The organism is Propionivibrio dicarboxylicus (genome assembly GCF_900099695.1).
Lineage (GTDB): Bacteria > Pseudomonadota > Gammaproteobacteria > Burkholderiales > Rhodocyclaceae > Propionivibrio > Propionivibrio dicarboxylicus.
Genome location: NZ_FNCY01000009.1, coordinates 42,237 through 63,048, shown reverse-complemented (window position 1 = coordinate 63,048; position 20,812 = coordinate 42,237). Strand labels below are relative to the sequence as shown.

Here is a 20,812-nt window from a genome sequence, read left to right as displayed (position 1 = left end):
CCTTTGTGCGTCAGAGACCGAGCGGCGTCAGGTCGATGCGACCGTCATGGAGAGCCGGGCACCAGAAGTAGGCGCCGGATACCGGCCGGGTGAAGCCGAAGAGTGCATCGACGATGCCGTCCTCGCCGCCGGTCATGCGCTTGAGTTGCGCTTCGAAGGCATCGAACGAACGGCCGAAGGCGACGAACATCAGGCCGCCGGCCATGCCTTCGGCCCAGGGCATCGAACGGCGCAGCACGAAGGCCTCGGGGCTGAAGCTTTCCTGCGCGGTGCGCTTGACGTGGGCCGATTCGGGAGCGTCGTCGAGTTCCTCGTTGTCGGATTGGCGGCGGCCGATGGCGTTGTCCTGCGCCGCTGAGGCCATTGCGTCGAAACGGTTGAAATCGTGCTGCCAGCGTTGCGTCGCGACGAAGCTCGATCCGGCGAGCGCGCCGGCGCCGACGATGGCGGCGGCATCGGCCGCCTCGCCTTCTGGGTTCTCGGTACCGTCTTCGTAGCCCGACAGGTCGCGGCCCTCGCGGTGCTTGAAGGCGTCGACGACCTCTTCCAGCGCGAAGGCCGGCGCCGCGATGCTGACAAGTCGGCGCGCGCGGTGCAGCAGTTCGCCGCGGTCGTCGCCGCGCAGCCAGAGCCAGAGCGCCTCCGGTGCCAACTCGATGGAGAGTCCGGGCGCCGTGATCGCCGGGCAGCGCTTGAGTCCGGGAAGGTCGGCGTGCAGCGCAGCAGCGATGGAGGTGCCGATGCCGATGACGGTGGATTCGCCGTCGATGCGCTCGGACAGCGCGGCGAGACAGGCCTTGATCTGGTCGGGGTTCGACAGCGAAAACGAAAGATAGCGCGCGTGTGCGGGCGGCGCGGCGAGGATTCCGGGTTGCGCGGTTGGCATCATGACTCCTTGATTAGTCGTTGGTCTCGAAAACGGTGGTCCACAAGGCCCGGACGGTTTCGATCTGGCGGGTGAAAGCATCGCGGTCGACCTTGCTGCCGCTGATGCCGTCGAGTCGGAAAGCGTGTTGGGTGCGGCGATACTCGCGGTAGATGTCGCGCACCGGCCAGGCGAGCTCGTGCGGGATCAGCTCAAGATCGGCGGCGATGCCGAGCAGCGCGATATTGCCGAGGTTGCCGCACAGGCGCTCATGGGCGTGGGCGTAGCCGAGAATCAGATACTGGATGATGAATTCGACATCGATAAGGCCGCCGGGGTCCTGCTTGATGTCGAAGACGTCCTGATTTTTCGAGCCGTGTGCGTCGAGCATGCGCTGGCGCATGGCGAGGACGTCTTCGCGCAGTTTGGCGAGATCGCGCGGTTGGCGCAGGATCTCGATGCGCAGTGCTTCGAAGCGCGCGCCGAGCGCCGGATCGCCGGCGCAGAAGCGTGCCCGCGTCAGTGCCTGGTGTTCGAATACCCAGGCCTTTTCGAGCAGATAGCTGCGGAAGGCGTCGATCGAATTGACCAGCATGCCGGCGTCGCCATTCGGACGCAGACGGTAGTCGACATCGAACAACTGTCCGGCCGAGGTCTGGCTCGACATCCAGGAACTCATGCGCTGGCCGAGGCGGGCATAGAGTTCGCCGGCGCAGGATTCAGAATCGTCGTGCAGCAACACGAGGTCGAGATCCGAGCCGTAGCCAAGCTCCTTGCCGCCGAGTTTGCCGTAGGCGATGACCGCGAATTTCGGTGCACACGCCGGCTGAGGATGGCGTTGGCGCAGGCGTTCCCAGCAAAGGTCGAGCGTTGTCTGGACGACGATGTCGGCGAGTTCGGTGAGATGGTCGGCCAGCCGTTCGAGCGTCTGCAGGCCGGCGATGTCCTGGGCCAGCAGGCGGAAGACCTGTGCATGGTGCTCCTCGCGCATGATGTCCATTTCGCGCTCGGTGTCGCCGACGACTTCGGACAGCCGCTGGCGCATGCCGTCACGGAAGCCGGTCGCATCGGTGGCGATGTCGTAGAGGCGCGGATCGAGGACTTCGTCGAGCAGGATCGGGTGGCGTGTCAGGTAGGTGGCGGCCCAGGCCGAACTGCCGACGATTTCGGCGAGTTTGCCGAGGGCCTGAGGGTACTGCTGCATCAGCGCGAGATAGGCGCCGCGACGGCTGACGGTTTCGAGGAACGCCAGTCCGCGTTGCCAGGTGGCGTCCGGCGTCTTGGTCGCCGCCGCGGCTTCGATCAGGCGCGGGCCGAGCATGTCGAGACGCTCGCGGTTCTGGGCCGGCAATTGCTGATACTTGGCACTCTGACGGAATGCTTGCAGACGCTCGATCATCGCCTTTGCCTGGCGGAAGCCGAGTTCGGAGACGGCTTCGAGGGCGTCGTCGCTGTCCATCTGTTCGAGCCACAGGCCGGTGAGCGGATGTACGCCTTCTTCCGGGTCGGAGAAGATCGCCTCGAAATGCCGGGCGACGCGTTGCCGGTGCGCTTCGAGCACAGCGGCGAAGGCGGGCCAGTCGGCAAAGCCCATCGACACGGCGATTTGCTGCCGTTCTGCGGTGCCGGTCGGCAGCATGTGCGTCTGCGCATCATTGACGTACTGCAGTCGGTGTTCGAGCGTGCGCAGGAAGTGGTAGGCCTCGGTCAGTTCCTGTGCATGGTCGGCCGGGATCAGCTGCCGCTGGACCAGTTGGGCCAGGACCTTGAGCGTCGGACGCACCTGCAGGCTGCTTTCCCGCCCGCCGCGAATCAGCTGGAAGACCTGCGCGATGAATTCGATCTCGCGGATGCCGCCCGGGCCGAGCTTGATATGGTCGATCTTGTCCTTGCGCGCGACTTCGCGACGGATCTGGGCATGCAGGTCGCGCATGGCGTTGATCGCGCCGAAGTCGAGGTACTTGCGGAAGATGAACGGGCGGGCGATCTTGTCGAGCGCGGTGACCCAGGCCGGCTGCAGGTTGTCGCCGGCGTTCATGACCCGGGCCTTGATCCAGGCGTAGCGTTCCCATTCGCGGCCCTGGGTGATCAGGTAGTTTTCGAGCGAAACGAGCGAGCAGACGAGCGGCCCGGAGTCGCCGTTCGGACGCAGACGCATGTCGACGCGGAAGACCTGGCCGTCGCCGGTGATGTCGTCGATCGTTGCGATCAGCCGCTTGCCGAGGCGATTGAAGAAATCGTAGACCTCGATGCGCCGTCCGCCGCCGGCCGGTCCGGCCGTCTCGCCGTCTTCCGGATAGATGAAGATGTAATCGACGTCGGACGAGACGTTGAGTTCGCGCCCGCCGAGCTTGCCCATGCCGATGACCAGCAGTCGCTGCGCTTGTCCTTGCTTGTCGAGCGGTTCGCCGAACGTTGCGACGAGTTGGCGGTGGAGGAAGTCGAGTGCCGCGTTGGTCGTGATGTCGGCCAGTTGCGTCATTGTTTCGACGACTTCGGCGAGCGGCGCGCGGCCGGCGAGGTCGCGTACGATCAGCGCCGCCATGACGCGCTGGCGCAGCTGGCGTAGCACGCGCTTCAGGCTTTCGTCGTCGGATGGCGGGGACGTGTCGAGGAATGCCTGCATCGTCGCCGCGTCGACGGGCGCCTGCCAGTGCTCGAGCAGCCAGCTGACGAGTTCGGGTCGGGTGTCGAGCACCTGGCGGAGATAGAAGCTGTGCGCGAGGGCGGGTTGCCATTCGGGCGGGGCGGCGGAGAGAGTCGAGTCGGTCATGGGGGGGGCTGTCGGTGAGCCGTTTTCCTGGCGTGCGTGGCGAGGGCGGGCAAAGCCGTTACAATGGCGTCCTGGATGAGTTCATTTTTGCGACATTCTAGTGACGCTTGACGATAATTGGCAAAGCCTCATGGTGGCAGTGAGGGCATGACCGTGTCCGATCTGACGCAAACGGCGTCGGGCCGGCCGTTGTCGCGCATGTGCTCGTTGCTCTCACACCCGTGGGCTCGTCGGCTGCTCAAGGCCGCGGCATGGGGGTTCGGCGGCCTGTATTTCGCTTTCATCGTGGCGGTGCTGGCCCTGCGCTACAGCATCCTGCCGAATATCGAGCAGCATCGACCCTTGATCGAGGGCCTGGTGAGCCAGGGGCTCGGTCAGTCGGTCAGCATCGGGCGCATCGAAGCGAGCTGGTCCGGCATCAATCCCGATTTGAGCCTGTTCGACGTTCAGGTCAAGGATGCTGCCGGTCGTCCGGCGCTGGCGTTTTCTCGTATCGAGGCGATTCTCTCGTGGTGGTCGGTGCCGCGCGGCAAGGTGCGTTTGCGTCTGCTGCGGATCAATTCGCCGACCCTCAATCTGCGCCGCGACGCGAGCGGCCAGCTTTTCATTGCCGGTATTCCCTTGAGTTCCGGGGGCGACAGCGTCGATGTCTCGGACTGGATTCTCGGTTTGCGCAAGATCCGGATCGACGATGCAACGCTGGTTTGGGAGGATGCGCTGCGCCAGGCACCGCCCTTGCGTCTCGAAGCGCTCAATTTTGCGCTCGACAATTTCGGTCGCAGCCACCGTTTTGGTCTTACTGCGCGTCCGCCGGCCGAACTGGCCTCCCCGATCGATGTGCGCGGCGATTTGCGCGGCAGCGATCTCGACGACCGCGAGGACTGGACGGGAACCATGTTCGCGCAGATCGACGACATCGATCTGGCGGTGTGGCGGCAGTGGATTGATTACCCCTTCGCGCTGCCGCACGGGCGTGGCGCCTTGCGTGCCTGGCTCGGGGTCGACGATGGCGCCGTGCGCGAACTCACCGCCGACCTCGCCTTGCAGGATGCCAGTATCCGCCTGGCGCAGAACCTGCCCTCGCTCGATCTGACGCGCCTGTCGGGCCGGATTTCCGTGCAGCTGGACAAAGAGATGGTGTCGGTCAAAGGGCGCCAGGTGGCGCTGGAAACGCGTCCGGAATTCCACGGAAAGCAAGCGCCGGAGCCGATCCGCGTCGAGCCGACCGATTTTTCCGTCGATTGGCAGATGGCCGCCGAGGGGGGGCTCGGGGCTGGCAAGGCGAGCGCCAGCCGGCTCGATCTGACGGCGCTCGGTCGTCTTGCCGAGCGCATGCCGATCGATGCGCAGACGCGCACCCTGCTTGGCGACTACGCGCCGACCGGACGGGTCGCCGACCTGAGCGTGCGCTGGCGCGGCAATGCCGAACGCCTGCAGACCTATTCGCTGAAAGCGCGTTTCGATGGCATGGGCCTCAAGGCCAATGGCTATTTCCCCGGATTTACGGGGGTCTCCGGCGCGCTCGACGCGAGCGAGACGGGGGGCAATGTGACGATTCAATCGGAACGGTCGAGTATCGACCTGCCGACCGTCTTCCCGTCCTCGCGTATCGATTTTGACGCCTTGAACGTTCGTGCCCAATGGAAGATCGGCAAGAACGGTCTCGAAGCCGAGTTGGCACGTGTCGAATTCGCCGGGCCGGATGCCGCCGGGACGGCGCAGGGGCGTTACCGCAATAGCGGCGAGGGGCCGGGGACGATCGACCTGACCGCCAGCTTGACGCGTGCCGATGCCCGCGCCGTCTGGCGCTACATGCCGCGTGTCGTCGGCGATGCGACGCGGCACTGGTTGCGCGACTCGTTGCTCTCGGGGCGCGCGAGCGAGGCGAAACTGACGCTGAAAGGCGATCTGGAAGATTTTCCGTTTGTCGACAAGAGCAAAGGACTCTTCCTGGTGACGGTCAAGGCGGAGGATGTCGACCTCGATTACGGTGACGGTTGGCCGAAGCTCAGCAGTATTTACGGCAATCTGCGCTTTGAAGGCAAGAGCATGGTGGTCGACGCGCAGCGCGGCAGCATCCTCGGCGCCAAGCTCAGTCGGACGCGGGCCGAAATCCCCGATCTCGACGCGCAGGACCCGATCATCCTGGTCAAGGGGCAGGCCGACGGCGCAACCAGCGAATTCCTGAAGTTCATCGATCAGAGTCCGGTCGCCGAGCGTATCGATCGCTTTACCGACACCATGCAGGCGGTTGGCAACGGGCATCTCGATCTGTCGCTGAAAATTCCGCTCGACGAGAAGAAACTCGGCGAGGCGAAGATCGACGGCGCGTATCGCTTCCAGAACAACGAGGTGACGGTCGACACGGCGCTGCCGCCCTTGCGTCAGGTCAATGGCAGCGTGCAGTTCTCCGGCAGCGATCTCAGGATTCCGGAAATCAACGCCAACCTGTTTGGCGGGCCGTTGAAAATCCGTGGCGGGCTGCAAAAGGATGGTCGCGTCGTCATTGCGGCGCAGGGCGCGGTCAATATCGAAGCCTTGCGCAAGCAGGGCGATACGGCCTTGTTGTCGCGTCTGTCGGGAACGACGAACTATCGGGGCGAAGTGCACATCAACAAGCGCAATGCCGATCTCATCATCGATTCCAATCTGGTCGGTCTGGCATCGACGCTACCGGCGCCGTTTGCCAAGACGGCTGCGGAAAGCCTGCCTTTACACTTCGAAAAGCGCTTGTTACAGACGGCGCCGGTCCGTCGCGGGCAACGTCCGGTACGTGATGACGGTGTCGTGCGCGACCAGTTGTCGGCCTCGCTCGGTCAGAATCTTTCCTTGCAGTTGATCCGCCGCAAACAGGCCGAGGGCTTCGTCGTCGAGCGTGGCGGCATCGGTGTCGGCCGGGCTCAAAGCTTGCCGGAAAGCGGCGTAGCGCTCGGCGTGACGCTGCCGCAACTCGATCTCGATGCTTGGCGGGCGGCCCTGCGCAGCGGGGCGAAAGGTGCCGGTGCTGCCTCCGGGGCCTCGTTTGTTCCCGATACGATCAATATCCGGACGCCTGATCTGGTGTTCTCTGGAAGACGCCTGAAGGATGTCGATCTGAGTGCGCAGGTCGCTGGCGAACTCTGGCGGCTTCGCCTGAACGCTCGCCAGATCAGCGGCGATCTGCAGTGGAACGGCAGCGGTCGCGGCAAGCTGACGGCGCGGCTCAAGCAGTTCGTCATCGATTCGGCGATGGGCGACGAGCCGGAGACCGATGCGGACGATCCGGTGCGCGAATTGCCCGGACTCGACGTGATCGCCGAGGATTTTCAGTTGGGCTCGCGCCGCTTCGGTCGTCTCGAGTTGCTGGCGTCCAACGAAGGCGGCGTGTGGAAGCTCGGCCGCATCCAGATGAGCAATCCGCACGCGGTCTTTGCCGGTAGCGGGCAGTGGGTGACGACGAACGGCAAGAACCAGACCGAACTCGATTTCAAGGTCAATAGCACCGACGTCGGCGCCTTGCTCGAACGGCTCGGTTTTCCGGGAGCGATCCGTTCGGCGACGGCCCGGCTGGAGGGGCGGCTCGGCTGGAAAGGGTCGCCGGTGGCCTTTGACTACAATTCGCTCGACGGCGAATTTAACCTTGAGGCGGCCAAGGGCCAGTTCCTCAAGATCGATCCCGGCGCCGGGAAACTGGTCAGTCTGATCAGTCTGCAAAGCCTGCCGCGCCGGATCACGCTCGATTTTCGCGATATCTTCAGCGAGGGCTTGGCCTTCGACGCGATCAATGCCAAGTTGGCCGTCCGCCGCGGCGTGATGAGCACTGACCGTCTGCAGATCGATAGCACGGCCGCGCGCATCGTCATGCGCGGCGAGGTCGATCTCAAGCATGAGACGCAGCGCCTGAACGTCAATGTCCAGCCGGAGATCGGCAGTACGGCGGCGCTGGGGATCGCACTGGTGCATCCGGTGGTCGGCGTGGCCACCTATCTCGCGCACAAGGTGTTGCAGAATCCTCTGAACCAGATGTTTGGCTTCGATTATTTTGTTACCGGGACCTGGGCCGATCCCAAGGTCGAGAAGCAGTCGACCCTGCATGCGCCGGGCGCAGCCCCGCGTTTGCCCGGTATTCCTTCTTCCGGAGCGCTCAATGAACCCAGTGCAAAGTGATGTGCCGGTGACGTCCGGCAAGTGCCGCGTCGCCGCAGTGCAAATGGTGTCGACGCCACGCGTCGATGAGAATCTGGCCACTGCCGGGCGTCTGATCGCCGAGGCGGCGGCGCAAGGCGCGCAACTCGTCGCCCTGCCCGAATATTTCCCGATCATGGGCTTGCGCGAGCGTGACAAGGCCGCCGTGCGCGAAGTCGATGGCGAGGGGCCGATCCAGTCCTTTCTGGCACAGACCGCCCGCCAGCACGGCATCTGGCTGGTTGGCGGTTCGATCCCGCTGGCGGCGAGCGTCCCGGATAAAGTGCTCAACAGCAGTCTTGTCTACGATCCGCAAGGCCGGCGCGCCGCGCGTTACGACAAGATTCATCTCTTCGGTTTCGAGAAGGCCGGCGAGCGTTACAACGAGAGCGCATCGATCGAGCCGGGAAGCGAGCCGGTGGTCTTCGAGACCCCCTTCGCCCGTGTCGGTCTCAGCATCTGCTATGACATGCGCTTTCCGGAACTGTATCGTCGGCTCGGTGTCGTTGATTTACAGGTCATTCCGGCTGCATTTACCGAGACGACCGGTCGGGCGCATTGGGAAATCCTGTTGCGCGCCCGCGCCATCGAGAATCAATGTTATGTTCTCGCCGTGGCGCAAGGCGGATTGCATGAGAATCGCCGCGAAACGCATGGCAATAGCATGTTGATCGATCCGTGGGGCGTTGTGTTGGCGCGTCTCGACAAGGGCGAAGGCGTCGTTGTCGGCGATATCGATCACGAGCGCCTGGCCGACGTACGGACGAGCCTGCCGGCGTTGACGCACCGCGTGATGTAAATGGTTTTAATGATGGATGAATGATGAGCGAGAATAGCCCTTCCCTGCTGACGCAGGCCCAGAATACCCTGCTGGCGCCGTACGGCCTCGACGTTCCGGCACTGAACAAGGTCTTTGCGACAATCATGCGCAACGACGTCGACTATGCCGACCTGTATTTCCAGTACAGCCGGTCCGAGGCCTGGAGCCTGGAGGAAGGCATCGTCAAATCCGGCAGCTTCAGCATCGACGAGGGCGTCGGTGTGCGTGCCGTGTCCGGCGAGAAGACGGCTTTCGCTTATTCCGATGACATTGGCGTTGCGGCGCTCGACGACGCGGCCAAGGCCGTGCGGGCGATCGCGGCGGCCGGACAGCGGCGGCGGACCAAGGCGCTGTCGGCGCGGGCCGGCCGTTCGCCGGGGCTGTACCTGCCGCATGATCCGTTGGCGTCGCTGGATGCGGCCGCCAAGGTCAGTCTGCTCGAACGACTCGAGTCCTTCGCGCGCGCGGCCGATCCGCGTGTCGTGCAGGTGATGGCGCATGTCGCCGGCGAGTACGAGGTGGTTCTTGTCGCCGGCAGCGACGGGCGGCTGGCGGCAGATGTGCGCCCTTTGGTGCGCGTGTCGATTACGGTCATTGTCGAGGGCGACGGCGGCAAGCGCGAACAGGGCTCGGCGGGCGGTGGCGGCCGCACCGATTACAGTTATTTTTCCGACGCGATGCTGCATGAATACGCTCGGGCGGCGGTGCATCAGGCGGTGGTCAATCTCGACGCCCGGCCGGCACCAGCCGGGCGCATGCCGGTCGTGCTCGGTTCGGGCTGGCCCGGCATCCTGCTGCACGAGGCAGTGGGGCATGGTCTCGAAGGCGATTTCAATCGCAAGGGCAGTTCGACCTTCGCCGGACGGGTCGGCCAGCGCGTCGCATCCAAGGGCGTGACGGTGGTCGATGACGGCACCCTGGCCGGGCGCCGCGGTTCGCTCAATATCGACGACGAGGGCAATCCGACGCAGCGTACCGTGCTGATCGAGGACGGCATCCTGCGCGGCTACATGCAGGACAGTCTCAACGCGCGCCTGATGGGCGTCGCTCCGACCGGCAATGCGCGGCGTGAATCCTTTGCGCATCTTCCTCTGCCGCGTATGACCAATACGACGATGGTCAATGGCGAGCGCAGTGTCGAGGAAATCATCCGGTCGGTGAAGAAGGGTATCTACGCGGTCAATTTCGGCGGCGGCCAGGTCGATATCACCAGCGGTAAATTCGTTTTCTCGATGTCCGAAGCCTACATGATCGAGAACGGCAAGGTGACCTACCCGGTCAAGGGAGCGACGCTGATTGGCAACGGGCCGGAAGCGATGAACCAGGTCTCGATGATCGGCAACGATCTCGCCCTCGATCCCGGTGTCGGCACTTGCGGCAAGGATGGGCAGAGCGTGCCGGTCGGCGTCGGTCAGCCGACCCTGCGCATCGATGGGTTGACGGTCGGCGGCACCGACTGAATCCGAAACACGTCTCGATCATGACCGCGCCGGGAGCGGCCCAAGGGGCTGCTCGCGCGGCATTTTCGCCAGCGTTCCTCAGCCGGCCTGACGTGGCAGGCGCAGCAGGCCGATGCCCAACACGACGAAGAGACTGCCGGTGGCGATGTTGAAGACACGGGCGCGGGCAGGGCGCGCGAATTGTTGCCGCAAGGTGCGGGCCAGCGTGATGTAGACGAGGTGCGAACAGAGCGCGCAGCAGGAGAAGGTGACGGTCAGGATCGCGAACTGGTCGAAGACCGGCAGGTCGGGACGGATGAACTGCGGGAAGAGTGCCGAGAAGAACAGGATCGCTTTCGGATTGGTCAGCGCCACGCCCATGCCCTGTGCGAACAGGCGCCGCGTCGAGCGCGGCGCCACCGGTTCGGCGTCGGTGTCCGGCACGAGCGGCACATGGCGGTTCCGCCATTGCCGGACGCCGAGATAGATCAGGTAGCCGGCGCCTGAGAGTTTGATGAGGGTGAAGGCGGTGGCCGAGGTGGCGAGGACAACGCCCATGCCGGCCATGGCTGCGGTGGAAACGATCAACAGACCGACGGCATTGCCGAGCGAGGCGATGAAGGCGCGCCGGGCGCCGATGCCGATGGTGTTGGCGATCGCCATGAGCACGGCCGGGCCGGGGGTGAAGGTGACGAGCAGGGCGACGCCGCAGAAAACCAGCCATTGTGAGAATTGCATTGTCGTGCGTCCTCATTATGTCGTGGTGCCAGTATAGCCGACCCCGGTGCCCCGCACTGGCGGCGAGGGCGCGATCTTCGAGTAGAATCGGCTTCTTTGACGGATAGCAGTGCAACGCACGAGGAGAGGCCGATGAGTCTGCCGAACAAGCCAAATACCGACGACCTGAGAATTCGCGAGATCAAGGAGTTGGTGCCGCCGTCGCATCTCTTCCGCGAATTTCCGATGAGCGCCGAGGCTGCGCAGACGACTTTCGCCGCCCGCCAGGCGATCCATCGCATCCTCCATGGCGCCGATGATCGCCTGTTGGTGGTGATCGGGCCGTGTTCGATCCACGACGTCGATATGGCGTTCGATTATGCGAAGAAGCTTCATGCCGAAATCCCGCGCTTCGAGCAGGATCTCTTGATCGTCATGCGCGTCTATTTCGAGAAACCGCGCACGACCGTCGGCTGGAAGGGCTTGATCAACGATCCTCGCCTCGACAACAGCTTTCGCATCAACGAGGGGCTGCGCCTGGCACGTCACCTGCTGCTCGAGGTCAATGCACTCGGCGTCGCCTGCGCGACCGAATTTCTCGACACCATCACGCCGCAATACACGGCCGATCTGATCGCCTGGGGCGCCATCGGCGCGCGCACGACCGAGTCGCAGGTGCACCGCGAACTGGCGTCCGGTCTCTCGTGTCCGGTCGGCTTCAAGAACGGCACGGACGGCAACGTTCGCATCGCCATCGATGCAATCCGTGCAGCGCAGTCGCCGCACCATTTTCTCTCGGTCACCAAGGGCGGTCACTCGGCGATCGTCTCGACCTCGGGCAACGAGGATTGCCACGTCATCCTGCGCGGCGGCAAGGCGCCCAATTACGATGCCGCGCATGTCGATGCGGCAGCACGTGAAATCGCCTCGGCGGCGCTGGCGGCGCGGCTGATGATCGACATGTCACATGCCAATAGCAACAAGGATTTCAAGCGCCAGGTCGATGTCGCGAACGATATCGCCGGTCAGTTGGCCAGTGGCGAAGATCGCGTCATGGGGGTGATGATCGAGTCGAATCTCGTCGAGGGGCGTCAGAATCTCGCGCCCGGACGTCCGCTCGAATATGGCAAGAGCATCACCGATGCCTGCATCGGCTGGGAAGATTCGCTGCGCGTGCTGGAGACGCTCGCGCATGGCGTGCGCGAACGGCGCCTGGCCGTGGCCAGCCGCTGAGGAGCGCGGAATGAGACGGATGCGTCTGTGGTTGCGGTTGTTGCGCCCGCACCAGTGGATCAAGAGCGGCTTCGTCTTCGTCGGCTTGCTCTTCGGTCATGCCTGGACCGATCCCGCGTTGGTACGCCAGGTGGTGCTGGCGGCAGCGGCCTTTTCGCTGGCGGCGTCGGCGATCTACGTGCTCAACGATCTCTCCGATCGCGAGCGTGATCGCGCGCATCCGGAAAAATGCCATCGGCCGCTCGCTTCGGGTGCGGTCGGAACCGGCGAAGCCTTCATGCTGATGGCGTTGTGCCTGGCAGCGGCGGTCGTGCTGGCGCTGGCGTCGTCGGTGTCGGTGCTGCTGATCGTGCTTGCCTATGTCGTGCTGAACGTCGCCTATTCGCGCGGACTAAAGCACGTTGTCCTGCTCGATGTCTTCATCATCGCCGCCGGTTTCATGCTGCGCATCCTCGCCGGTACGCAGGGCGTCGGTATTGCGCCGTCGCAGTGGCTGCTGCTGTGCGGCTTGATGGTGACGCTCTTCCTCGGCTTCGCCAAACGGCGTGCGGAACTGAACGCGCTCGACGGGCAAGGGGGAAGCCATCGCGCCGTTCTCGACGACTATGACCCGGTGCTGCTCGACAAGCTGATTGGCATTTCCGCGGCCGCCGCGATCATCAGCTACAGCCTCTACACCGTCAGCGCCGAGACAGTGGCGATGCACGGCACGACCCGGCTGATCTACACCGTGCCCTTTGTCGTGTATGGCATGTTTCGCTACCTGTTCCTGCTGCATCGCCGCGGCGGCGGCGGCGATCCGGCCGCCGCCGTCCTGCGCGACCGGCATCTGCTGGTCGCGGTCGGCGGCTGGTTCCTGACGCTCGTGGCCCTGCTGGCCTGAGCGTCGAGTTACCCCGTCAGCGCATCATTCGGCGGCAGGGGTGGCCGAACGCTGCTTGGCGTTGACCCAGAGGACGTCGCCGCGTCCGCCGGCCTGGTTGAGCACGCGACCGAGGATGAACATCAGGTCGGAGAGGCGGTTCATGTATTTGCGCGTCATCTCCGGGACGCCTTCGGCGTTGGCGAGGCGGACGAGTTGGCGCTCGACGCGCCGGCTGACCGAGCGCACGAGATGCGCGAGCGCGGCCGCGCGGGTGCCGCCGGGCAGGATGAATTCCTTGAGTGGCGTCAGTTGCGCGTTGAATTCGCCGACCAGCGTTTCGAGGTGGAGCACCTGCGCCTCGCTGATGACGGTATATCCGGGCATGCAGATCTCGCCGCCGAGATCGAAGAGGTCGTGCTGGATGCCGGTGAGTGCCGTACGCACCGCTTCGGGCAGATCCTCGGCGAGAAGGACGCCGAGCGTCGAGTTGAGTTCATCGACTTCGCCGATGACGTCGATACGCAGGCTATCCTTGCCGATCCGGCTGCCATCGCCGAGTCCGGTCGTGCCGGCGTCGCCGGTGCGGGTGACAATTTTTGAAAGACGGTTGCCCATGGTTGTGTTCCTGAGGAGAATGTCGGTCTGAAAGGACCGGAACGCTCGATTATAGCGGATGCGCGTCGGCGGCCGGCAGGGCGGAATTCCCGCATTGACAGGCGGCGCCAACGCCGAAATGACAAGGAATACAGAAAATATGGCCATCGATCCATCGCTGCTCGTCGATCTTTCCGGCGACGAAGCGCGCGCCGTCAAGCGGCTGTTCGAGCGGGGGGTGACCATTCCGCCGCAGCCGCGCGTGCTGCAGGAATTGCAGGAGGCGCTCGCCCGCGGCGTTGCCGACGTGCGCACCCTGTCGCGCATCATTTCGCAGGATCCCGGCATCGTCTCGACGCTGTTCAAAGTGGTGCAAAGCCCCGCCTATCGCGAGTTCCAGCCGTTTTCGTCGCTGACGCGGGTGTTGCAGGCGATCGGCCTGCAGCAGACGGCCAATATCCTGCGTGCGGTAGCCTTGTCCGCGTCGTTGCCGGCGCGGCACAACCGCAAGGCGTTCGAGGCCTATTGGACGCGTTCGCAGGCGATTGCCGAGTTGGCGATGCTGATCGCCGACGAACGCGTGACGGTTTGCAATATTTTTCCCGATCAGGCGTATTTGGCCGGCGTTTTCCTCGAGTGTGGGGTGCCGGTGCTGATGCAGCGCTTTTCGACCTATTGCGCGAGCATGCGTCTCGACGAGCCCGGGCGTTGGGCCAACTTGGTCGAAGAAGACGCGCGCTTCAATGCGGATCATTGCGTCATCGGCTATCTGGTCGGGAAGTACTGGAAATTGCCGAATTTCATCTGCGACGCGATTCGCCACCACCATGAGATCGAGCGGCTGGACATGCATGCGTCACGGACGATGGTCGCTATCCTGCAGTTGGCGATCCATTATTACCATCTCGATCAGCACCTTGAAACCCCCGATTGGTCAAAGGTGTGTGGCGATGTGTTCGACGAATTGGGTCTGGGTGAGGATTCCTTGCCCGAACTGACCGATATCGTGCTCGAGCGCTATCACAAAGCGGCCGTGTGATGCGGTCCTGAGACCCGGTCGCCGAGCGGTGACCGGGCGTGGCGTCGTTCAGGACTTCTTGTGGCCGAGTCCGCCGAGTAGTGCCGCCAGCGGGCGCTGGCGCTTGTGCGGATGTTCGTGCGTTACCGGTGCTGCTTTGCCGGTGGCGGTGTCGGTTGCCGCGGCGACCGGTTGCGGGCCGCGATATTCATAGGGCTTGCTGAAATCGAAGCCGTCGGCGGCGATTGTGTTCTGGCGCGTCCTGCCGGTGCTGCGTTCGCGCGGTGCCCGGAGTGCCGGTGCCACTGCGGCCGGGGCGGCAGGCGGGTGCCGGTGGTGTTTCTTGCGCCCGCTCGGCGGATATTCGTAGTCGTACTCGGGTTCGAAGCCGGTAACGACGATCTGCTCGATCGGCTTCTTGATCAACTTTTCGATGTCGACGAGGTACTGCACTTCGTCGGCCGTGACCAGCGAAACCGCTGTGCCCTGCTTGCCGGCGCGGCCCGTACGGCCGATGCGGTGCACGTAATCTTCCGGGGTGTGCGGCAGTTCGAAATTAATGACGTGTGGCAGGTCGTCGATGTCGAGCCCGCGGGCGGCGACGTCGGTGGCGACGAGAACGAGCGTTTCCCCGTTCTTGAATGCCTCAAGCGCCTTCAATCGGTCGATCTGGCTCTTGTCGCCGTGGATCGAGTCGGCGGCAATGCCGGCACGCTGGAGTTCGCGCGCGAGCTTGTTGGTTTCGATCTTGGTGCGGGTGAATACCAGCACCTGGTTGAATTCTTCCGAGCGCAGGAGTTTGACGAGCAGGGCGCGCTTGGCGTCTGCCGCCACCGGGTGGACGCGGTGGGTGATCGTTTCGGACACCGTATTGCGCTTGGCGACCTCGATCAGCACCGGTGCCTGCAGCATGCGGTCGGCGAGTTTCTTGATTTCGTCGGAGAAGGTTGCCGAGAACAGCAGGCTTTGGCGTTGCACCGGCAACAGATTGATGATGCGCGTGACATCGGGAATGAAGCCCATGTCGAGCATGCGGTCGGCTTCGTCGAGCACGAGCGCCTGCACCTGGCCGAAGTTGAGACATTTCTGTTCGACCAGGTCGAGCAGCCGGCCGGGCGTGGCGACGAGCACCTCGACGCCGCGGCGGATCTCTTCGATCTGCGGCTTGATGTCGACGCCGCCGTAGGTGCACAAGCAGCGAATCGGGACGTATTTGCTGTAGGAAACGACCGACTCGTACACCTGGATGGCCAGTTCGCGGGTCGGCGCCAGCATCAGCACGCGCACCGGATGGCGCGCCGGCGACGGGCTCGGGTTGGCGAAAGGCAGGATGCGCTGCAGCAGCGGCAGCGTGAAGGCAGCCGTCTTGCCGGTGCCGGTCTGGGCGCCGCCCATGAGGTCCTTGCCGGTCAAAACAATGGGAATAGCTTGCGCCTGGATCGGCGTCGGCTCGGTATAGCCTTGTTCGGAAACGGCTTTCAGGAGGTCGGGTGCAAGCCCGAGTTCGTCAAAACGCATCGGAGGCGCCTGCAAATAATCGTGGAATCAATAGCATAGACTGGGGATTATACACGTTTGCGCCGGCCCGCGGCGGTGTCGGCGGCGTTTGCGCAATTGGTGGGGGTCAGTGCTTGTCGGCGGGCTTCGCTTCTGCGGCGGGGGCGGCTTTGCGTTTGACGCCAGGTGGCGGCGGGGGCGGTAACTGTGGTTCGACGGTCTCGAGCTTGTTGTCGCGCATATAAGCGTCCATGTCGCGCCAGCCTTCGTAGATCGAGGCCTTCGGTAGCCAGGAGTAAATCGAGTAGCAGTCTTCGATCGCGCGGCCCGACTGGCGGCAGGCGCCGCCGACGGCGCGGCCTTCGCCATCGGCCTTGGCGGCCTTGGCCACCGGGTCCTCGAGACCGAGTTTTTGCTGGACCATGTCGCAAGCCGTCAGACCGAAAAGAACGGTTCCGACAAGCAGCGTGTGGCGCAACGCACGGCCGAGGTGGTCTGGCACGATAGTTCCCGTCTAGAAAGAAATCGCGAATGCCGCATTCTAACCAAAAACCGGGCACTAGGCATGATGACGCAAGGGCCTTCCGGATGGGGGCCGCAGCGTCGTTGCCGATGGCTGCGGCGACGGTCGTCCGCACTCTATCCCCCTTTTTTCGATCGGTGTGGAGACAACGCGGCGTTCATGCTCCTATAATTTCGCCTTTGCTTTTCGAGGAACGGTAATGCGTAAGACTCCGATGTGGATGGCGCTCGGCGCCATCATCGTAGCGATGCCGCTGTATGCGGCGCCCGCACGGCAAAAGGCGAAGGCGGCTCCGGCGGCGCCGGCCGTGGTTTCTCCGGTCAAGATCGAATTTTCCCATTTGCTCGACGAAGAGCGCGCCGAACGGCTGGAGCCCTTGATCGAGCGCTTCAACAGCATGCAGAAGGACGCGCAGGTGACCTTGGTGCGTCGTGTTTCCGGCGATGTGCCCAAGCAGCTGAATCTGGTGACACCCGAGGAACAGGCGCGTTTCGTCGCGCAGAAGGTGCGTTTCCGCCCGCTGCACGAGGTCATGAAGGCGGCCAAGGAGCCGTTCGACGTGAATAAGCTCTCGCCCGAGTTGCGCGAGGGGCTGACCGATGCCAAGGGGCAGTTGATGGCCTTGCCGCTGGCGTTCTCGACGCCGGTGCTCTACATCAACAAGGCCGCGTTCCGCAAAGCCGGGCTCGATCCGGAAGCGCCGCCGAAAACCTGGGAACAGATGCAGGATGTCGCCGGGCGCCTGTTCGAGTCGGGCGAGCGTTGCCCTTTCACGACCTCGTGGCCGGTTTGGGTCTTCCTTGACAACATGAGCGCCTGGAGCGGCGTCGATGTTGGCGACGCGAAAGGCACGCCGGTGTTCAACGGCCTTGTCCAGATCAAGCATGTGGCGATGATGGCGTCGTGGCACAAGGCGAAGTATTTCCACACCTTCGGACATCGGGATGAGGCGGACCGCCGCTTCGCCAGCGGCGAATGCGCGATGCTGACGAGTTCGTCCTCGCTGTTCCCGTCCTTGGTCGAGAGCAAGACGGTCGAGGCGGGCGTTGCGCCGCTGCCGTACCACGACGATGTCTATGGCTCGCCCAAGAATACGCTGGCCGATGGTGCCTCGCTCTGGGTGTCCGGCGATCTCAAGCCGGCCGAGGCCAAGGGTGTTGCCAAGTTCGTTAACTACCTGCTCGGGCCGGAAGTGCAGATCGCCATGACGGCGGTCGACGGTTTCCTGCCGCTCACTTCGGTGGCGCGGGCGACGGCGGGCAGCCGCCTGCTGCAGGCCGACATGGCCGCGGTGCGCGTAGCCTTCAACCAGCTGGGCGGCAAGCCGGCCGCGCCGAAGCTGCGTGTCGCCCAACTGGAGCCGGTGCGCAGCATCCTCGAGGAAGAACTCGATGCCGTCTGGGCGAATCGCAAGCCGGCCAAGGAAGCGCTCGACCATGCCGTGGCGCGGGCGTCCTCGGCCTTGCGTGCGTTCTCGGACGGACGCGCGAAACGCAAGTAAGCTCCGGTCATACGGTTCGTTCGAAACCCGCCGATCCCGGCGGGTTTTTTTGTGATTTTCCGAAGGGGCAAGGCCGCGTTGCAAGCTTCGGTAATCACGGGATTCGGTGCTAAAATCGCCGATTCTTTGAAATCAAGCACATCGCAGGGCATATCCGATGAAGAGCGCTGAAATCCGCGAGAAATTCCTGAAATTTTTCGAGTCCAAGGGGCACCAGATCGTTGCGTCCAGTTCGCTGGTTCCGCACGACGATCCGACCCTGCTGTTTACCAACGCCGGGATGAACCAGTTCAAGGACGTCTTCCTCGGGTTCGACAAGCGCCCCTACGTCCGGGCGACGACGTCGCAGAAGTGCGTGCGCGCCGGCGGCAAGCACAACGACCTTGAGAACGTCGGCTACACGGCGCGCCATCACACCTTCTTCGAGATGCTCGGCAACTTCTCGTTCGGTGACTATTTCAAGCGCGACGCGATTGCCTATGCCTGGGAGTTGCTGACTGTCGTCTTCAAGCTGCCGCAGGAACGCCTGTGGGTGACGGTCTATGCCGAGGACGACGAGGCCTATGACATCTGGAATAAGGTGGTCGGCGTTCCGGCCGAGCGCATCGTGCGCATTGGCGACAACAAGGGCGCGCGCTATGCCTCCGACAATTTCTGGATGATGGGCGATACCGGTCCCTGCGGCCCCTGCACCGAGATCTTCTACGATCACGGCGAACACATCCCCGGCGGTCCGCCCGGATCGCCCGACGAAGACGGCGACCGCTACATCGAGATCTGGAACAACGTCTTCATGCAGTTCAACCGCGACGAGAGCGGCGTCATGCATCCGCTGCCCAAGCCTTCGGTCGATACCGGCATGGGGCTGGAACGGATCACCGCGGTGCTGCAGCACGTCAACAGCAACTATGACATCGATCTGCTCGCCAACCTGGTCCGGGCGGCGGCGCGCGAAACCAGCGATGCCGATATGACCAGCCCGTCGCTGCGGGTGCTGGCTGACCACATCCGTGCCTGCTCGTTCCTGATCGCCGACGGCGTCATTCCGGGCAACGAGGGGCGTGGTTACGTCCTGCGCCGCATCATCCGCCGGGCGATCCGCCATGGCTACAAACTTGGCGCGCGCGCGGCCTTTTTCCATCGTCTGGTGCCCGATCTCGTTGCCGAGATGGGCGCGGCGTATCCGGAACTCGTCGCCGGCGAAAAGCGCGTCATGGACGTGCTCAAGCAGGAAGAGGACCGCTTCTTTTCGACTATCGAGCACGGCATGGCGATTCTCGAGGCCGAACTCGTCGAGGTTGGCGTCAAGGGCGTGTTCAATGGCGAGACGGCGTTCAAGCTGCATGACACCTATGGTTTCCCGCTCGATCTGACCGCTGACATCTGTCGCGAACGTGGCGTCACCGTCGATGCCGCCGGTTTCGAGGCGGCGATGAATCGCCAGAAGGAACAGGCGCGTGCCGCCGGCAAGTTCAAGATGTCGGCAGCGCTCGACTACAGCGGCGCCGAAACGGTTTTCCACGGCTACGAGTCGCTGGAAGTGCGCGCCACGGTGCTCGCGCTCTACAAGGATGGCGTCGTCGCGTCGGCGCTCAACGAAGGCGATGCCGGCACGGTGGTGCTCGATCACACACCGTTCTATGCGGAGTCGGGCGGCCAGGTCGGTGACCGCGGCATCCTGCAGTCGGCGCAAGGCATTTTTGCCGTCGAGGATACGCAGAAAATTCAGGCCGCCGTCTTCGGTCACCAAGGTGTGCTGACGACGGGCTCGCTCAAGGTTGGCGATGCGCTGACGGCCAAGGTCGATACTCTGGCGCGCAAGCGCACGATGCGCAACCATTCGGTAACGCACCTGATGCACAAGGCTTTGCGCGAAGTGCTCGGCGAGCACGTGCAGCAGAAAGGTTCGCAGGTCGATCCGGACAAGACGCGCTTCGACTTCGTGCATAACCAGCCGCTGACCGACGACGAAATCCATCGTGTCGAGAAGATCGTCAACGCCGAAATCCTCGAGAACGTCGAGTGCCAGCATCGCGTCATGCCGATTGCCGAAGCCCAGAAGCTCGGCGCGATGATGCTGTTCGGCGAGAAATACGGCGATGAAGTGCGGGTGATCGATATCGGTTCGTCGCGCGAGTTGTGCGGCGGGACGCACGTGCGGCGCACGGGGGACATCGGTGTCTTTTCGATCGTCGCCGAAGGCGGCGTTGCCGCCGGTGTGCGTCGGGTCGAGGCGATCACGGGCGATGTCGCGCTGGCGTACATGCAGGGCATGGAAACAGCGCTCGGCGGGGTCGCCGGCACGCTCAAGGTTCAGCCCAGCGACGTGCATGCGCGTGTTTATTCGATTCTCGATCAGGTGCGCCAGCTCGAACGCGAGATTGCGTTGCTCAAGAGCAAGCAGGTCGCCGGGCAGGGCGAAGCGCTGATCAGCGGTGCCGTCGAGGTCAAGGGGGCGAAACTCGTCGCTGCCGTGCTCGAGGATGCCGATGTCAATGCGCTGCGCATGGCCGTAGACAAGTTGCGCGACCGTCTCAAGAGCGCGATCGTCGTGCTGGCGGCAACGGCAGGTGGCAAGGTGACGCTGATTGCCGGCGTGACCTCTGATCTGACCGGCAAGGTCAAGGCGGGCGAGCTCGTCAATTTCGTCGCCCAGCAGGTCGGTGGTAAGGGCGGCGGTCGTCCCGACATGGCGCAGGCAGGCGGTACCGAGCCCGAGAAGTTGCCGGCTGCGCTCGCTGCTGTCCGGGCCTGGGTCGAGCAGAAGCTCTAGGCGTTTGATGCCATGAGAAAACGACGGCCA

The 20,812-nt window shown here is 63.9% G+C and carries 14 protein-coding genes; 8 read left to right on the top strand and 6 right to left on the bottom strand.

Going from position 1 to position 20,812, the window contains the following annotated elements:
• Nucleotides 1–10 precede the first annotated feature (10 nt).
• Nucleotides 11–889 carry a Dyp-type peroxidase gene (locus tag BLR25_RS11745; RefSeq protein ID WP_245715538.1) on the bottom strand — a complete coding sequence of 293 codons (879 nt, stop codon included), beginning with the start codon at nt 887–889 and terminating at the stop codon, nt 11–13.
• Nucleotides 890–899: 10 nt separating this feature from the next.
• Complete coding sequence (glnE, locus tag BLR25_RS11740; RefSeq protein ID WP_091937815.1) at nt 900–3,638, bottom strand: bifunctional [glutamate--ammonia ligase]-adenylyl-L-tyrosine phosphorylase/[glutamate--ammonia-ligase] adenylyltransferase; 2,739 nt, start codon at nt 3,636–3,638, stop codon at nt 900–902.
• Nucleotides 3,639–3,785: 147 nt separating this feature from the next.
• Here glnE and BLR25_RS11735 point away from each other — a divergent pair, with 147 nt between their 5' ends.
• The 3 genes from BLR25_RS11735 to tldD are packed head-to-tail and all read left to right on the top strand — an operon-like array spanning nt 3,786 to nt 10,082.
• Nucleotides 3,786–7,784, top strand: a complete 3,999-nt coding sequence (locus BLR25_RS11735) for a YhdP family protein (RefSeq protein WP_091937813.1) — start codon at nt 3,786–3,788, stop codon at nt 7,782–7,784.
• Nucleotides 7,765–8,601 carry a carbon-nitrogen hydrolase family protein gene (locus BLR25_RS11730; protein ID WP_091937811.1) on the top strand — a complete coding sequence of 279 codons (837 nt, stop codon included), beginning with the start codon at nt 7,765–7,767 and terminating at the stop codon, nt 8,599–8,601. Before BLR25_RS11735 ends, BLR25_RS11730 begins: the two co-directional genes overlap by 20 nt.
• A 20-nt stretch (nt 8,602–8,621) precedes the next feature.
• A complete protein-coding gene (tldD, locus tag BLR25_RS11725; RefSeq protein WP_425438691.1) occupies nt 8,622–10,082 on the top strand; it encodes a metalloprotease TldD in 1,461 nt (486 codons plus the stop codon).
• Between the two features lie 78 nt (nt 10,083–10,160).
• Here tldD and BLR25_RS11720 read toward each other — a convergent pair whose 3' ends face one another.
• Complete coding sequence (locus tag BLR25_RS11720; RefSeq protein ID WP_091937810.1) at nt 10,161–10,799, bottom strand: LysE family translocator; 639 nt, start codon at nt 10,797–10,799, stop codon at nt 10,161–10,163.
• A 132-nt stretch (nt 10,800–10,931) separates the two neighbouring features.
• On the opposite strand from BLR25_RS11720, the gene aroG reads away from it, so the two are divergent.
• Nucleotides 10,932–12,011, top strand: coding sequence for a 3-deoxy-7-phosphoheptulonate synthase AroG (aroG, locus tag BLR25_RS11715; RefSeq protein WP_091937809.1), 1,080 nt, complete (start codon nt 10,932–10,934; stop codon nt 12,009–12,011).
• Nucleotides 12,012–12,021: 10 nt separating this feature from the next.
• Entirely contained in the window at nt 12,022–12,894 is an 873-nt protein-coding gene (locus tag BLR25_RS11710) for a decaprenyl-phosphate phosphoribosyltransferase (RefSeq protein WP_218122721.1), read from the top strand.
• A 24-nt stretch (nt 12,895–12,918) separates the two neighbouring features.
• On the opposite strand, the gene BLR25_RS11705 is transcribed toward BLR25_RS11710, so the two are convergent.
• Nucleotides 12,919–13,491, bottom strand: a complete 573-nt coding sequence (locus BLR25_RS11705) for a cob(I)yrinic acid a,c-diamide adenosyltransferase (protein ID WP_091937807.1) — start codon at nt 13,489–13,491, stop codon at nt 12,919–12,921.
• A gap of 139 nt (nt 13,492–13,630) precedes the next feature.
• Here BLR25_RS11705 and BLR25_RS11700 point away from each other — a divergent pair, with 139 nt between their 5' ends.
• The gene (locus BLR25_RS11700) at nt 13,631–14,509 is read left to right on the top strand and encodes an HDOD domain-containing protein (protein ID WP_091938054.1); all 879 of its coding nucleotides are present in this window, start codon (nt 13,631–13,633) and stop codon (nt 14,507–14,509) included.
• Between the two features lie 48 nt (nt 14,510–14,557).
• Here BLR25_RS11700 and BLR25_RS11695 read toward each other — a convergent pair whose 3' ends face one another.
• Nucleotides 14,558–16,006: a DEAD/DEAH box helicase gene (locus BLR25_RS11695; RefSeq protein ID WP_091937805.1), complete on the bottom strand. Its 1,449-nt coding sequence runs from the start codon at nt 16,004–16,006 to the stop codon at nt 14,558–14,560.
• 106 nt (nt 16,007–16,112) lie between these two features.
• Nucleotides 16,113–16,487 (bottom strand): hypothetical protein, encoded by a 375-nt coding sequence (locus tag BLR25_RS11690; RefSeq protein WP_091937803.1) that lies wholly within the window; start codon nt 16,485–16,487, stop codon nt 16,113–16,115.
• A 220-nt stretch (nt 16,488–16,707) separates the two neighbouring features.
• Between BLR25_RS11690 and BLR25_RS11685 the strand changes: the two genes are divergently transcribed.
• Together BLR25_RS11685 and alaS are read left to right on the top strand one after the other, a co-directional pair.
• Nucleotides 16,708–18,009: an extracellular solute-binding protein gene (locus BLR25_RS11685; protein WP_245715537.1), complete on the top strand. Its 1,302-nt coding sequence runs from the start codon at nt 16,708–16,710 to the stop codon at nt 18,007–18,009.
• 157 nt (nt 18,010–18,166) lie between these two features.
• Entirely contained in the window at nt 18,167–20,782 is a 2,616-nt protein-coding gene (gene alaS / locus BLR25_RS11680) for an alanine--tRNA ligase (protein WP_091937798.1), read from the top strand.
• The last annotated feature ends 30 nt before the right edge of the window (nt 20,783–20,812 follow it).

Bases quoted from the DNA above. Each gene is read 5' to 3' on its own strand.
- BLR25_RS11745 (WP_245715538.1), bottom strand. From the start codon at position 889: ATGATGCCAACCGCGCAACCCGGAATCCTCGCCGCGCCGCCCGCACAC.
- glnE (WP_091937815.1), bottom strand. From the start codon at position 3,638: ATGACCGACTCGACTCTCTCCGCCGCCCCGCCCGAATGGCAACCCGCC.
- BLR25_RS11735 (WP_091937813.1), top strand. From the start codon at position 3,786: ATGACCGTGTCCGATCTGACGCAAACGGCGTCGGGCCGGCCGTTGTCG.
- BLR25_RS11730 (WP_091937811.1), top strand. From the start codon at position 7,765: ATGAACCCAGTGCAAAGTGATGTGCCGGTGACGTCCGGCAAGTGCCGC.
- tldD (WP_425438691.1), top strand. From the start codon at position 8,622: ATGATGAGCGAGAATAGCCCTTCCCTGCTGACGCAGGCCCAGAATACC.
- BLR25_RS11720 (WP_091937810.1), bottom strand. From the start codon at position 10,799: ATGCAATTCTCACAATGGCTGGTTTTCTGCGGCGTCGCCCTGCTCGTC.
- aroG (WP_091937809.1), top strand. From the start codon at position 10,932: ATGAGTCTGCCGAACAAGCCAAATACCGACGACCTGAGAATTCGCGAG.
- BLR25_RS11710 (WP_218122721.1), top strand. From the start codon at position 12,022: ATGAGACGGATGCGTCTGTGGTTGCGGTTGTTGCGCCCGCACCAGTGG.
- BLR25_RS11705 (WP_091937807.1), bottom strand. From the start codon at position 13,491: ATGGGCAACCGTCTTTCAAAAATTGTCACCCGCACCGGCGACGCCGGC.
- BLR25_RS11700 (WP_091938054.1), top strand. From the start codon at position 13,631: ATGGCCATCGATCCATCGCTGCTCGTCGATCTTTCCGGCGACGAAGCG.
- BLR25_RS11695 (WP_091937805.1), bottom strand. From the start codon at position 16,006: ATGCGTTTTGACGAACTCGGGCTTGCACCCGACCTCCTGAAAGCCGTT.
- BLR25_RS11685 (WP_245715537.1), top strand. From the start codon at position 16,708: ATGCGTAAGACTCCGATGTGGATGGCGCTCGGCGCCATCATCGTAGCG.
- alaS (WP_091937798.1), top strand. From the start codon at position 18,167: ATGAAGAGCGCTGAAATCCGCGAGAAATTCCTGAAATTTTTCGAGTCC.